Annotated in this window: 17 protein-coding genes; 6 read left to right on the top strand and 11 right to left on the bottom strand. The window is 60.2% G+C overall.

Annotated features, from left to right (window positions below):
• Window positions 1-79: 79 nt before the first annotated feature.
• From C4J92_RS13950 to C4J92_RS13920, 8 genes are all read right to left on the bottom strand, one after another.
• A complete protein-coding gene (locus C4J92_RS13950; RefSeq protein WP_124367146.1) occupies window positions 80-1,129 on the bottom strand; it encodes a DNA topoisomerase IB in 1,050 nt (349 codons plus the stop codon).
• A gap of 75 nt (window positions 1,130-1,204) precedes the next feature.
• Window positions 1,205-2,284: a molybdenum ABC transporter ATP-binding protein gene (gene modC / locus C4J92_RS13945; RefSeq protein ID WP_124404262.1), complete on the bottom strand. Its 1,080-nt coding sequence runs from the start codon at window positions 2,282-2,284 to the stop codon at window positions 1,205-1,207.
• Window positions 2,285-2,289: 5 nt separating this feature from the next.
• Entirely contained in the window at window positions 2,290-2,970 is a 681-nt protein-coding gene (gene modB / locus C4J92_RS13940) for a molybdate ABC transporter permease subunit (protein WP_124404261.1), read from the bottom strand.
• Window positions 2,971-3,723: a molybdate ABC transporter substrate-binding protein gene (gene modA, locus C4J92_RS13935; protein WP_124404260.1), complete on the bottom strand. Its 753-nt coding sequence runs from the start codon at window positions 3,721-3,723 to the stop codon at window positions 2,971-2,973. It lies immediately after the preceding gene.
• Window positions 3,724-3,819: 96 nt separating this feature from the next.
• The gene (locus C4J92_RS13930) at window positions 3,820-4,881 is read right to left on the bottom strand and encodes a nitronate monooxygenase family protein (protein ID WP_124404259.1); all 1,062 of its coding nucleotides are present in this window, start codon (window positions 4,879-4,881) and stop codon (window positions 3,820-3,822) included.
• 133 nt (window positions 4,882-5,014) lie between these two features.
• Entirely contained in the window at window positions 5,015-5,680 is a 666-nt protein-coding gene (gene alkB / locus C4J92_RS13925; protein WP_124404258.1) for a DNA oxidative demethylase AlkB, read from the bottom strand.
• 3 nt (window positions 5,681-5,683) lie between these two features.
• Window positions 5,684-5,851, bottom strand: coding sequence for a hypothetical protein (locus C4J92_RS26985; protein ID WP_164484542.1), 168 nt, complete (start codon window positions 5,849-5,851; stop codon window positions 5,684-5,686).
• Window positions 5,852-5,876: 25 nt separating this feature from the next.
• The gene (locus C4J92_RS13920) at window positions 5,877-6,179 is read right to left on the bottom strand and encodes a DUF1883 domain-containing protein (RefSeq protein ID WP_124362975.1); all 303 of its coding nucleotides are present in this window, start codon (window positions 6,177-6,179) and stop codon (window positions 5,877-5,879) included.
• A 212-nt stretch (window positions 6,180-6,391) separates the two neighbouring features.
• Between C4J92_RS13920 and C4J92_RS13915 the strand changes: the two genes are divergently transcribed.
• The 4 genes from C4J92_RS13915 to C4J92_RS13900 all read left to right on the top strand — a co-directional run bounded on the left by C4J92_RS13915 (window position 6,392) and on the right by C4J92_RS13900 (window position 8,791).
• Complete coding sequence (locus C4J92_RS13915; protein WP_124404257.1) at window positions 6,392-6,742, top strand: hypothetical protein; 351 nt, start codon at window positions 6,392-6,394, stop codon at window positions 6,740-6,742.
• Between the two features lie 187 nt (window positions 6,743-6,929).
• Window positions 6,930-7,577 (top strand): c-type cytochrome, encoded by a 648-nt coding sequence (locus tag C4J92_RS13910; RefSeq protein ID WP_124404256.1) that lies wholly within the window; start codon window positions 6,930-6,932, stop codon window positions 7,575-7,577.
• Window positions 7,574-8,485, top strand: coding sequence for a c-type cytochrome (locus C4J92_RS13905; RefSeq protein WP_124404255.1), 912 nt, complete (start codon window positions 7,574-7,576; stop codon window positions 8,483-8,485). The genes C4J92_RS13910 and C4J92_RS13905 overlap by 4 nt, the downstream gene beginning before the upstream one ends.
• Before the next feature lie 75 nt (window positions 8,486-8,560).
• The gene (locus C4J92_RS13900) at window positions 8,561-8,791 is read left to right on the top strand and encodes a hypothetical protein (protein WP_124404254.1); all 231 of its coding nucleotides are present in this window, start codon (window positions 8,561-8,563) and stop codon (window positions 8,789-8,791) included.
• 9 nt (window positions 8,792-8,800) lie between these two features.
• Here C4J92_RS13900 and C4J92_RS13895 read toward each other — a convergent pair whose 3' ends face one another.
• Together C4J92_RS13895 and C4J92_RS13890 are read right to left on the bottom strand one after the other, a co-directional pair.
• Entirely contained in the window at window positions 8,801-9,082 is a 282-nt protein-coding gene (locus C4J92_RS13895) for a hypothetical protein (protein ID WP_124362970.1), read from the bottom strand.
• A gap of 143 nt (window positions 9,083-9,225) precedes the next feature.
• Entirely contained in the window at window positions 9,226-9,411 is a 186-nt protein-coding gene (locus tag C4J92_RS13890) for a hypothetical protein (RefSeq protein ID WP_003173828.1), read from the bottom strand.
• 299 nt (window positions 9,412-9,710) lie between these two features.
• Between C4J92_RS13890 and galU the strand changes: the two genes are divergently transcribed.
• Both galU and gorA read left to right on the top strand, forming a co-directional pair.
• On the top strand, window positions 9,711-10,550 hold the full coding sequence (gene galU / locus C4J92_RS13885; protein WP_003173830.1) for a UTP--glucose-1-phosphate uridylyltransferase GalU: 840 nt from the start codon (window positions 9,711-9,713) through the stop codon (window positions 10,548-10,550).
• Between the two features lie 106 nt (window positions 10,551-10,656).
• Complete coding sequence (gorA, locus tag C4J92_RS13880) at window positions 10,657-12,015, top strand: glutathione-disulfide reductase (RefSeq protein ID WP_124404253.1); 1,359 nt, start codon at window positions 10,657-10,659, stop codon at window positions 12,013-12,015.
• On the opposite strand, the gene C4J92_RS13875 is transcribed toward gorA, so the two are convergent.
• Window positions 12,016-13,023: a DNA-binding protein gene (locus C4J92_RS13875; protein WP_124404252.1), complete on the bottom strand. Its 1,008-nt coding sequence runs from the start codon at window positions 13,021-13,023 to the stop codon at window positions 12,016-12,018. It abuts the gene before it with no gap.
• Window positions 13,024-13,055 lie beyond the last annotated feature (32 nt).

The following is a 13,055-nucleotide window of genomic DNA, read 5'->3' as shown; positions in this document are numbered from 1 at the left end:
GGGCTTGTTGCAGATACATTTTGGAAGGCTTAGTTGTTCACGTCGGCGATCGTCCCGCGATTCAGAAGGGATGCAGAGGCTAACCCGCCTTGGCTTGCCCGGGCAAGTCGGCGGCCAGTTGCTCAAGGAACATCGCCAGGGCGACTTCTTCGGCTTTCAGCCCCTTGCGCACCCGTGGCTTGGGCAGCTTCGATAACTCACCCAGGCTGAAATGCTCCAGCACCGCCGGGTGGATATAGCACTTGCGACACACCGCCGGCGTATTCCCCAACTGCCGGGCAACGTCCTTGACCATGGTCACCACGTGCCGTTTGGCATCGGACTCCGGTTGCCACGCCAACTCGCGCAACACCGCCAGCGCCATGGCCGTGCCGGCCCAGGTGCGGTAGTCCTTGGCGGTGAAATCTTCGCCGGTCAGGCTATGCAGGTAAGCATTGACGTCCTGGGAGCTGACGGTATGGCGCTGACCGTCCTCGTCCAGGTATTGGAACAGGTTCTGCCCCGGCAACTCCATGCACCGCTTGACCACGCTGGCCAGGCGCCGGTCCTTGACGCTGATCTGATGCTCCACGCCGCTTTTGCCGCGAAACTGGAATTTTATCTCGCTGCCCTTGATGTCCACATGGCGGTTGCGCAGGGTGGTCAGGCCGTAGGATTTATTGTCGCGGGCGTACTGAGTATTGCCGACACGGATCAGCGTGGCATCGAGCAGCATCACCACCGTGGCCAGCACCTTTTCGCGGGTGAAACCGGGTTCGGCGATCTGGGCTTCCAGCTGTTTGCGCAACTTGGGCAGGGCGTTGCCGAATGCCTGCAGCCGCGCGTACTTGTCGCTGTCGCGCACTTCGCGCCAACGCGTGTGGTAACGGTACTGCTTGCGGCCACGGGCGTCTCGGCCGGTGGCTTGCAGGTGCCCCTGCGGGTCGGCGCAGATCCATACATCGGTGTAGGCGGGCGGTACCGCCAGGGCATTCAGGCGCTTGATCTCATCGGCATCGGTGATGCGCTCGCCGTCGGGGCCGAAATACTGAAACTTGCCACGCAGTTTTTTGCGGCGGATGCCGGGTTGGGTGTCGTCAACGTAATGCAGGTCGCGAGGCAGAGCGACGGGCGGCGAAGAGTCGGGCATGGTGCAGGTTCCTTGGCAATGGATCAGGCCGGTATGTCTGATTGACCGCGTCGCCCTGCGGTCGTGCCAAATGGTTTAGGCCAGCACCGCCACCGCCTTGATTTGCGCCCACAGCGCCTGGCCCGGCTGCACCTGTAGCTGATCCCGCGAGAACCGCGTGATGCGCGCCAGCAACGGCGTGCCACCGGCATCCAGGCGTACCAGTACATGAGCGCTGTTATCCGCGGCAACGTCCTGGATGACCGTCACCGGCAGGCGATTGAGGATGCTGCTGTGTTCCTGCGCCTGGTGGCTGAGGCTGACGTCCCGCGCCTGAATTTTTACCCGCAGCTGTTTGCCCACGGCCATCGGCGTGTGGGCCACGCGTATCTGCAGCGGGCAATCGGGCAATTGCAGGGTGAGCAACTGATAGTGATCGTCGTAGGCAATCACGCTGCCCGTGACCACCACACCGGCATCGTCGCCTCGTGCCAGGGGCAGATCGAGCCGCGCCAGGGTTTCGCCGATCGGCCCGCTGGCCAGGACCTTGCCGTCGCCGAGCAGGACAAGGTGGTCGGCCAGCCGCGCCACTTCGTCCTGGGCATGGCTGACGTACAGCACCGGGATATCCAGCTCGTCGTGCAGGCGTTCGAGATAGGGCAGGATTTCATTTTTGCGCTGGCTGTCGAGGGCCGCCAGGGGCTCATCCATCAGCAGCAATCGGGGGCTGGTGAGCAACGCACGGGCGATGCCGACGCGCTGGCGCTCACCGCCGGACAGATGCTGCGGATTGCGCTCAAGCAGGTGCGCGATGCCCAGCAACTCAGTGGCGTGGGCCATCTCCACACGCCGCTGCAAACGCGGGATGCGCTTGAGGCCGAACGCCAGGTTGGCCCGCACCGACAGATGAGGGAACAGGCTCGCCTCCTGGAAGACATAACCCAAGGCGCGTTTATGCGGCGCCACGAACCGCCCGCTACGGCTGTCTTGCCAGACCTCATCGTTGATCTGCACAAATCCGTCTTCGGCGCGCTCCAGGCCAGCGATACAGCGCAGGCAGGTGGTCTTGCCGGAGCCCGATGGGCCGTAGAGGGCGGTCACGCCACGGCCGGGCAGTTGCAGCTCCACGTTCAGTGCGAAGCCGGAGTATTTCAAGTGCAGGCGTACTTCAATCATCGCGCTCAGCTCCAGCCCATGTTGCTTTTACGGCTGGAGTAGAGCGCCAGCAGCACGAGGAACGCGAACACCACCATCGCGCCGGCCAGCCAATGGGCCTGGGCATATTCCATGGCTTCGACGTGGTCGTAGATCTGCACCGAAACCACCCGGGTCTTGTCCGGAATATTGCCGCCGATCATCAGCACCACGCCGAACTCGCCGACGGTGTGGGCGAAGCCGAGAATCGACGCCGTAATGAAGCCCGGGCGTGCCAGCGGCAGGATCACCGTGAAAAAAGTGTCCCAAGGACCGGCGCGCAAGGTCGCGGCCACTTCCAGCGGGCGCGTGCCGATGGCTGAGAAGGCGTTCTGCAGCGGTTGCACGACGAAGGGCATGGAGTAGATCACCGACCCTATCACCAGCCCGGCAAAGCTGAAAGTCAGGGTGCCCAGGCCGAGCCATTGGGTGAACTGGCCGAAGTAGCCATGGGGCCCCATGGACAACAGCAGGTAAAAACCGATGACCGTCGGCGGCAACACCAATGGCAACGCCACCACGGCCCCCACCGGGCCGCGCCACCACGAATGGGTGCGCGACAGCCACAGGGCGATCGGCGTACCGATCACCAACAGGATCACAGTGGTCAGCGACGCCAGTTTGACCGTCAACCAGATCGCGGAAAAATCGGCGCTCGTCAGCGGCATTTACAGCTCGTAACCGTAGGACTTGATCACCGCAGCGGCCTTCGGCCCTTTCAGGTAGTCAACCAGCGCCTTGGCGGCAGCACTGTCCTTGCCTTTATTGAGGATTACGGCGTCTTGTTTGATCGGGTCATGCAAGGACGACGGTACGATCCACGCCGAGCCGCTGGACACTTTGCCGTCCTTATAGATCTGCGACAACGCCACAAAGCCCAACTCGGCGTTACCCGTGGAGACGAATTGATAGGCCTGGGTGATGTTCTGGCCTTCGACGAGCTTGTCCTTGACCTTGTCGGTCAAGCCTTCCCTGGCCAGCACCTGGGTGGCAGCCAGGCCGTAGGGCGCGGCTTTCGGGTTGGCGATGGAGAGGTGCTTGAATGCATTCTGTTTGAGCACGTCGCCATTGGCATCCACGTAGCCTTCTTTGGCCGACCACAGGGCCAGGGTGCCGACCGCGTAGGTAAAGCGCGAACCCTTGACGGTATCGCCTTCGGCCTCGAGTTTTTGCGGGGTGGTGTCGTCGGCACTGAGGAACACTTCGAACGGCGCGCCGTTCTTGATCTGGGTATAGAACTGCCCGGTCGCCCCGTAGGCCGCGATCAGCCGGTGGCCGGTGTCTTTTTCGAAGTCGGCGGCAATGGCCTGGATCGGCGCGGTAAAGTTCGCGGCCACGGCGACTTGCACTTCATCGGCATGCGCCGAACCCAAGGCAAAGGCGGCAAGCATGGGGGCTAGGCGTGAGGCGCGGATCAACATTAAACAACTCCTTGAGGATGTACGGCTGGGTACCGCTATGTAGGGGAATATATAGCGGTTGCCTGCCGCCGGTACAGTGCCGCGTTGTTCCAAGCGCTAACGTTGCAGTTTGGCCAAGGTCTGCTCAGCCAGTTGGCGGGTCAGGTCATAGGTGGAGCGCTCATTACCCAGACGCAATGCCTGGCCCGCCCACAGGTTGCTGAAGCCGGCTTCGTCCTTGGCCTTGAGCGGCATCAACGCGCCACCGGCCCGTGGAAACGCCGGCGCAGCGGGGTTGATCGCGCCCAGCTCACGCATCACCCGATTGACAATGCCCCGCGCCGGACGCCCGGTGAACAGATTGGTGAGGGCTGTTTCGCTGGCCTGGGCGTGTCGCAACGCATGGTGATGGGCAGCGCTGACGCTGGCTTCCGGGGTGAACAGATACGCCGTGCCGACCTGCACCGCCGAGGCGCCCAAGGCAAAGGCTGCGACCATTGCGCGCGAGTCGGCGATACCACCGGCCGCGATCACCGGCACGCTGACGGCGTCGACGATTTGCGGCAGCAGCGCCATCAAGCCGATCTGGCTGTTGAGGTCGTCGCTGAGGAACATCCCGCGGTGCCCACCGGCTTCAATGCCCATTGCAATCACGGCGTCACAACCGTTTTCTTCCAGCCAGACCGCTTCCTCCACCGTTGTAGCCGATGACAACACCTTGGCGCCGGTGGCTTTTACCCGGGCCAGCAAGGATTTTTCCGGCAGACCAAAATGAAAACTGACGACTTCAGGGCGGAAGGTTTCAACCACTTCACGTGCCGCTTCGTTGAAGGGCGCACGATTGGATACCGGAGTCGGCGCATCAAAATCGGCGCCCAGTTCGCGGTAGTAGGGCGCAAGCAACGCTTTCCAGCGACGGTCGCGCGCTTCGTCCGCCTCGGGCGGCTGGTGGCAGAAAAAGTTGACATTGAGCGGGCGGGTGCCGGCCTGGCGAATGACGGTCAATGCTTCGCGCAGTTGCTCGATGCTCAGCGCCGCCGCAGGCATGGACCCCAGCGCACCGGCCTGACAGGCGGCGATCACCATGGCGGTAGTGGTCGCTCCCGCCATCGGGGCCTGGATGATGGGCAACTCGATGCCCAGCAGATCGATAATGCGCGTGTCTGGCCAGGTGCTCATGGGGTGCGTCTCCAGCTTCAGTAAGGCGTTGCGCTGTTTTAGCAGGCCCCCTGGCGCCCGGCCAGTCTGTTTTATTCACTGGACGGGGGCGGTGCGTTGTGCAGCGGGTTAACGGGCGAAGCTTGCGGTCAAATCAACCGGCGGTGCGAAAGGTCAGGTTGATGCGTTGCGACCCCATGATCGGGTGCACGCCTTCTCGGACCGGCATCACCCCGTGGTAGCGCAGGCGATCCACGCCGCCCCAGACCACCACATCACCGTGGAACAGCGAAATCTTTTGCGCCTTGTCGCTGCGCTGGTGACCACCGAACAGAAAAATCGCCGGCAGACCGAGGGACACCGAGACCACTGGTGCATCGTAACGCCGCTCGTTCTTGTCCTGGTGCAGGGACATTTTTGCGCCGGGCACATAACGGTTGATCAAGCAGGCATCCGGTGAGAAATCGGCGAAGCCCGCCGCGTTTGCCGCCGATATCGCCAGTTCGCGCAATGCGTCGGGCATTGGCGGCCAAGGCTGCTGGCTACGCGGATCGAGCGGGCTGTAGCGATAGCCGGACGTGTCGGTGGTCCAGCCCAGCTCGCCGCAACTGCTCAGCGCGGCCGACATGGTAAAGCCGCCGGGCGTGACCATCTGCCGAAACGGCGATTGGGCCAGGACACGCCGCAACTCAGGCAGTAAACGCTCAATCCAGGGCAGGGCGTAGCCCCCCAGAACGTAAGACGCTTCGCCAATCTGTTCGCGCCTTGCGGGTTGTTGCAAGGCGTCATCGGCAAACAGGTCAGCAGTAGGGCCCGGCATGGCTTACAGCGCCTTGCTCACGTTTATGTCAGTAATTTCGTCGCTTGCATCGTGGATTTTCGCCAGGGCTTGTTTGGCTTCCTCAACGCTATTGCTGGTCAATTGGGCAAATTCGAAGCGACGTTCGCCGTTGAGCTTGTACTTGATGACGTATTTGGTCGTGGTGGTCACAGCTTTTTTCCTTGCGGTGTTCGGGTCAGCTCAGCTTGGTGCCGGTGCGACGAACGATGCGAATCTTGTGGGATAACGCGGGCTTGCGGGTAACGCTGATGGCACGGCGCGTGACCACATCAAGGGTAATGTTCCAGAAACCAGTGCTGGGTGCGGTGATTTTTGCCGGGAATGTGTCGAATGCCCCTCCGTGGTAGGTATGGCGGCCGCCGTTCTTGAAGCTGCGAAAATTCGCGTCGCTCATGAGACGAATATTACAGGTCTGCGAGCATTCGATGACGACAATGTCTCCCTCGTTGAGGTGCTCACGCTGATGGATAAATTTCAAGGGGTGTCTCCAGAAGGGCTTTTTCTGAAAAATCAGAACGATACGTAGGATAAGATGGAGTTTATCAGCCTCAGCGCGTTTATTATCGGGTCGTCGTCGACGACTTCGACAATTTAAAACAGTTATTTACCGAGTTTTCAGAGATAAATCCTACATCTGCGGGAGAAATCTCCTGCGCCCGCTGTCGTAGGGTCTTTATCGGAGGTTTTAGTATGAAGTGGAGTGTGTTGGTGCTGGCCTTGGCGATAGGTGGCTGTGCTTCGGTTGCAGATATCAAGCAGACCCCACCTACGTTGGTGGTCATTTCCGGGAAAAAGCCGCAGGAATATGCTGCGTGCATAGTGCGCAAATTGGAGGCGACACGTCGTCCACCGCAGATCGAACCCCATAAAGAGGGTTTTCAAGTGATCGTGCCGCAGAAGTTCTCGGCCGATCCGTCGGCGATCTTCGAAATCGAGGACCGCTCCAGCGGTAGCAGCATCAAGCTTTATGAAAGCATGTCCAATGTTCCGATCCGGCCGGGCGATGTGAAGAAAGCCGGGGAAGATTGCATTTCCGGTTAAGCCAAGGCGTATCCCACGCACTGAACCCGATAAAAGCCCCACCCTGTAGGCACGAGCACCTTCGCTCCTACAGGGTGGGGCTTTTTTTTGGCTGTTTCAGGGTGTTGTGACGCAGGGTTCATTCCCATACTATCTGCATGGTTATGCTTTTTATGCCGAAGCTTATAACCATAAAGATGGAGCTGTGATGATGTCTCTGGAACGAGCACTGGTGGGAAGCGCGTTATGGCTGCTGTTGGGTAATGCCTACGCGCTCGACGGCAACACAATTTATACCGAGGGCGGTTCGCAGCCTGGCGCGATGCCCTGTGTGGCGTGTCATGGCGCCGATGGGCTGGGGCTTGCGGCGGCAGGTTTCCCCAGGTTGGCGGGATTGCCCGCACAATACGTGCGCAGGCAATTGTCGGACTTTGCCAGTGGGGCGCGAAGTAATCCGGTGATGCAGCCGTTGGCAAAGGCGCTCACTGACGCCGAAATCGCCGCGCTAAGCGAGGCTGTGGCCGCGATGCCAGCCCCTTTGACCGCCAGGATGCCCCGCAGCGAAATGCCTGCCAACCCGATACAGAAACTGGCCCTGCAAGGGGCATGGGAGCGGCAGATTCCCGCGTGCGTCAGTTGTCATGGCCCTTCCGGTGTCGGTGTGGGGGATGCATTCCCGCCGTTGGCCGGCCAGCCGGCGGCGTACCTGGCCGCGCAATTGAGCGCCTGGCAGAACGGCACACGGCGCGACGATCCCAATGACCTGATGGGGCACATCGCCAAATCCCTGACCCCGGATGAGGTGCAGGGCGTGGCCCAGTACTTCGCCTCATTACCGCTGGAGGCCATGCCATGAAGGCGCTCATGTTGATGGGGATGTTGATGGCAGTGCCCGCCCATGCCACGCCGATCGCTATGGAAGACCAGTCCCAATTGCGGGCCGCTACGCACCCCAATGCCCCTGCCTTTCAACCCCCTCAGGAAAGCGAACTGCCGGACAATGCCTATGGCAAGCTGGTCAGGCAGGGGTATGGTTTGTTCGTCGACACCAAGCGCCTGGCACCACAATTTGTAGGCAACGGGCTCAACTGCAGCAATTGCCACCTCGACCAAGGCCGCATGGCCAACTCGGCGCCATTGTGGGGTGCTTACCCGATGTACCCGGCTTATCGCAAGAAGAATGACAAGGTCAATACCTTTGCCGAACGCTTGCAGGGCTGCTTCCAGTTCAGCATGAACGGCGGTACTCCGCCGGCGGCGGACAGTCCCGAGATCACCGCGTTGTCGGTGTATGCCTACTGGCTCTCCAGCAAAGCGCCCTTGGGGGTTGAATTACCCGGGCGCGGCTATCCCGAGGTGGCGCAACCGGCTAAAGGCTACGACCTGGCCCAGGGCGCGCAGGTGTACAACGGGCAATGCGCGGTGTGCCATGGCGCTGAAGGGCAGGGGCAGAAGGTGGGCGAGGGTTATGTCATGCCGCCGTTATGGGGTAAGGATTCCTACAATTGGGGCGCCGGTATGCACAGGATCAACACGGCAGCGTCCTTCATCAAGCACAATATGCCGCTGGGCAAGATCGGCAGCTTGAGCGATCAGCAGGCATGGGATGTCGCGGCGTACATCAACAGCCACGAGCGGCCCCAGGATCCGAGGCTGGTCGAGGGATCGATAGAGAAGACTCGCATCAAGTTTCACGCCAATGATGGCGTCAATCTCTATGGCCAGACGGTAGACGGCGTGTTGATCGGGCAAGGCATCCGGTAAACTGTCGGTCACCGCCTACAAAAATGCCGCTCAAACCCTGGGTCTGAGCGGCATGCCCTGCCTGGAACGCCCATTATGAAGCGAGAACACGTCAAAGCCCGCCATGCTGAAGGTCAGATCACGGCCACCCACGTCATCCAGAACCCCGCCGACCTGGGCGAGTGGATCGTCTTTTTCAAGAAGAGTGACGGCCGCAGTTACTTCCTGGTGGACGATCAGGATGAGGTCGAGTCGTTTCCGCGCCTGGATGACTTGATCGACATCCTGCGCAGCCTGGGGATCAAGTTCGCCGAAGTTCATCTTTAGTGCTACGGCTTACTTGCACACCACCACTACGCTGCGACTTTTGAAATTGCCCACGTCTTTGCCCAGGGTCTGTTCGCTTTCCTTGAGTGATGGGGTGCCGTCGGTGCCGACGATACGGTAGCCAGTCCCCGCGCACGAGGCGTCAGCTTTCTCATAGCAACTGGCCCATGAGTTGGCTTCGCCCGAGCAGTCGATGGTCAAGCCTTGTTCACCATTTTTCAGATAAGTGTCCGACGTGGTGGTGCAGCCGGCCAGCGCCAATACCGCAGTGAGTGCCAGGATTTTGTTCATAGAGAATCGTCTTCGAAGGTGTTGAGGGGAGCGCTGACACTATTGTGGGGCGTTGGCGGAAGATTATAGCGAACTGCCATCTAGGTACAGCCAAACACAAAAAAGCCCCGCTTGGCGGGGCTTTTGATGCAAGGCAGCGCGGCTTATTTGCCTTTTGGCCGCTTGCTCGACGCATGACCTGCTTCATCGACGAACACTTCGGCAACCGCAATCGCCATGCTTTCGGTCTCGAAAACGCCTGCGACGCTGTCGCCATGAAAGTTGATCAGGTGCCAGCCGTCCGCACGTTGGGTGATCAGGTAGCCGTTTACGCCTTTTGGTTCTGACATCTAATTAGCAATCTCGTGAGCTGATTCAAGGGTGCAATGATAGCCGCAAATACACGGGGTTTGCCCAAGTAATTCAAGCCCGGTGCCCGGTGCCGAAAAGCGTGCTACAAAGGGTGCAGCCTCTGGAAACATCAACACCCAGGCGCCGGTCCGTCTGCCTGTTGAAAGATCAGCGGAACTTACGCCGACATATTTTCTCTATGATGACATCGCGGCGCCAGCAGGACCCATTGTAAGGTGACTGCGGCCTGATTAGACTGCGCCGAATTCCGTACGCACAGCCCTCTGTAAGGACTCATATGATCAAGAAATGCTTGTTCCCAGCAGCCGGTTACGGCACTCGCTTCCTGCCAGCGACCAAAGCCATGCCCAAAGAGATGCTGCCGGTGGTGAACAAGCCACTGATTCAGTACGGCGTCGAAGAGGCACTGGATGCCGGCTTGAATGAAATCTCCATCGTGACCGGCCGTGGCAAGCGCGCGCTGGAAGACCACTTCGACATCAGCTATGAGCTGGAAAACCAGATCAAGGGCACCGACAAGGAAAAATACCTGGTCGGTATCCGCAAGCTGCTCGACGAATGCTCGTTCTCCTACACCCGTCAGACCCAGATGAAAGGCCTCGGCCACGCCATTCTCACCGGTCGCCCGCTGATCGGTGATGAACCGTTCGCCGTGGTGCTGGCCGATGACCTGTGCGTGAACCTGGAAGGCGACGGCGTGCTGACCCAGATGGTCAAGCTCTACCAGAAATACCGCTGCACCATCGTTGCAGTGATGGAAGTCAACCCGACGGAAACCAACAAGTACGGCGTGATCGCCGGTGACGACATTGGTGATGGCCTGATCCGCGTGCGTGACATGGTCGAAAAACCTGCGCCGGAAGATGCACCGTCGAACCTGGCGATCATCGGCCGTTACATCCTGACCCCGGACATCTTTAAGCTGATCGAAGAAACCGAGCCAGGCAAAGGCGGCGAGATCCAGATCACCGACGCCCTGCTCAAGCAAGCCAAAGACGGTTGCGTGATTGCCTACAAGTTCAAAGGCCAGCGTTTCGACTGCGGCGGCGCTGAAGGCTACATCGAAGCCACCAACTTCTGCTACGAGCACTTCTACAAGACTGGCAAGGCTTACTGATTTTAGCGTTGCTCATCTGTTTCAAGTGAAAGCCACCTTCGGGTGGCTTTTTCGTTTTTCAGCCCCATGTAAGTCGGTATGCTGATGGCCTGCCGAGGAGAATGAAATGGCCTACGATTTTGACCTGTATGTAATTGGCGCCGGTTCCGGCGGTGTTCGCGCGGCGCGCTTTGCCGCCGGCTTTGGCGCCAAGGTGGCCGTGGCGGAAAGCCGCTACCTGGGCGGTACCTGTGTGAATGTGGGCTGCGTGCCGAAAAAGCTGTTGGTGTACGGCGCGCACTTTGCCGAAGACTTCGAACAGGCCAGCGGTTTTGGCTGGTCGTTGGGTGAGGCGAACTTTGACTGGGCGACCCTGATCGCCAACAAAGACCGCGAGATCAACCGTCTCAACGGCATCTATCGCAATTTGCTCGTCAATAGCGGCGTAACCCTGCACGAAGGGCATGCGCGTCTGGTTGATCCCCATCAGGTGGAAATCAACGGCGAGCGCTTCAGCGCCAAACATATCCTGATCGCCACGGGCGGCTGGCCGCAGATCCCCGAGATACCAGGGCGCGAGCATGCCATTGGCTCCAACGAGGCGTTCTTTCTTAAAGAGCTGCCGAAGCGCGTGCTGGTAGTGGGCGGTGGCTACATCGCCGTTGAGTTCGCGGGCATTTTCCATGGCTTGGGCGCGCAGACCTCGTTGCTGTACCGCGGCGACCTGTTCCTGCGCGGGTTCGATGGCGCGGTGCGCAAGCATTTGCAGGAAGAGCTGACCAAGCGCGGCCTCGACCTGCAATTTAATGCCGATATCGAGCGCATCGACAAGCAAGCCGATGGCAGCCTCAAGGCCACCTTGAAAGACGGTCGCGTGCTGGAAGCTGATTGCGTGTTCTACGCCACCGGCCGCCGCCCGATGCTGGACAACCTGGGCCTGGAGAACACCGGTGTCACACTCGATGAGCGTGGCTTTGTCAGCGTGGACGATCTGTATCAGACCGCCGAGCCGTCGATCCTGGCCATCGGTGATGTGATCGGCCGCGTGCAGTTGACCCCGGTGGCCCTGGCCGAAGGCATGGCGGTGGCGCGTCGCCTGTTCAAGCCTGAGCAATACCGAGCGGTGGATTACGCGATGATCCCGACGGCCGTGTTCAGCCTGCCGAATATCGGTACGGTGGGCCTTACGGAAGAGGAGGCGAAGAAGAACGGCCACAAGGTGCAGATCTTCGAAAGCCGTTTCCGGCCCATGAAGCTGACCCTGACGGACTGCCAGGAAAAGACCTTGATGAAGCTGGTGGTCGACGCCGACACCGACAAAGTGCTGGGCTGCCACATGGTCGGGCCCGACGCCGGCGAAATCGTCCAGGGCCTGGCGATCGCGCTGAAGGCTGGCGCGACCAAGCAGCATTTCGACGAGACCATTGGCGTGCATCCGACGGCGGCGGAAGAGTTCGTCACCATGCGCACGCCTGTGGCAGGCTGATCAGGTCTCGGGCGTCGCTTCTGGCGTCGTTGCAACGACGGCGGCCAGGCGCAACGCTTCAATGCTGGCCTGGGCCTTGATCAGGTCCAGTTCCAGCGCCTTGTTGGCCTGTTGATGTTCAGTCAGCGCGTCCTTTCGTGACTGACTTTCCAGCAGCGCAACCCGCAAGCGCTCCTGAAGCAGCGTGCGCTCGCTGTCGACCTGGTTGATTTTCTCGTTCAACTCGATGCGCAAGCCTTGGTCTTTGCGCCCCTGCTCCTGCAGTGCGCTCAGCTCCTTGGCAGTCACCCGATGCTCGATCAACAAGCGCTCGTTGTCTCGATGCAACTGGGTGATTTCATCCTGACGCACCAGTGCACTCTGCTGGGCCTGGCGCAGTTCGGCCTGTACCTGCTGCAACTGGCCTTCATGGCGACGCTGCTCCTGCTCACGCTGCTCCTTGACGGCATTGCGGTAGTGCTCAAGCGCATCGCGGGCGTGGAGGTGCTTGTCTTCCAGGGAGCGAATCTGCTCGTCCTTGTCGTTGATCCTCAGTTCGTAATCGCTGCACGCCTGGCTTAGCCCGGCGTTACGCGTTTGCTCGGCTTGCAGGCTGGTGCTGGCGGTGTGCAGGGCGGCGCTTTCCTCGGCGAGGGCAGCGGCCTGGATATCAAACTGCTGTTGCAACTGGTGATGGGACTCCTGCAGCGCTTCAAGCTGAGTGAGGAGGGCGCTTTTCTGCTGTTCGAACTGCGCCAGGGCGAGGTCGATGGGCTCCTGAGCCTTCTCCTTCAGGCGCTGTGCGAGGCGTGCCACCAATTCACCCAGCTCATCGTCGATAGGCGCTTCGATGATGGTTTGCCGGGTTTCGCTTTCGTCCAGCTCCTTTAAATAGCGATGGATCGTAGTTTTTGAGCCGGTATTGCCCATCTCGATGCGTACAGCATCGATGCTGGGGTTTTCACCGCGGGCGAGGATTGCCAGGCGTGCCGTTTGAACTACTGCTTTGTTTATACCGCCGCGTGCCATGGGGTCTCCGTCGATTTCGTACTGTGGTACAT

It is taken from the genome of Pseudomonas sp. R3-18-08 (assembly GCF_003852065.1).
In the GTDB taxonomy this organism is placed as follows: domain Bacteria; phylum Pseudomonadota; class Gammaproteobacteria; order Pseudomonadales; family Pseudomonadaceae; genus Aquipseudomonas.
The sequence above is the reverse complement of the archived record's forward strand: the minus strand, read 5'-3'. Positions and strand labels throughout refer to the sequence as shown.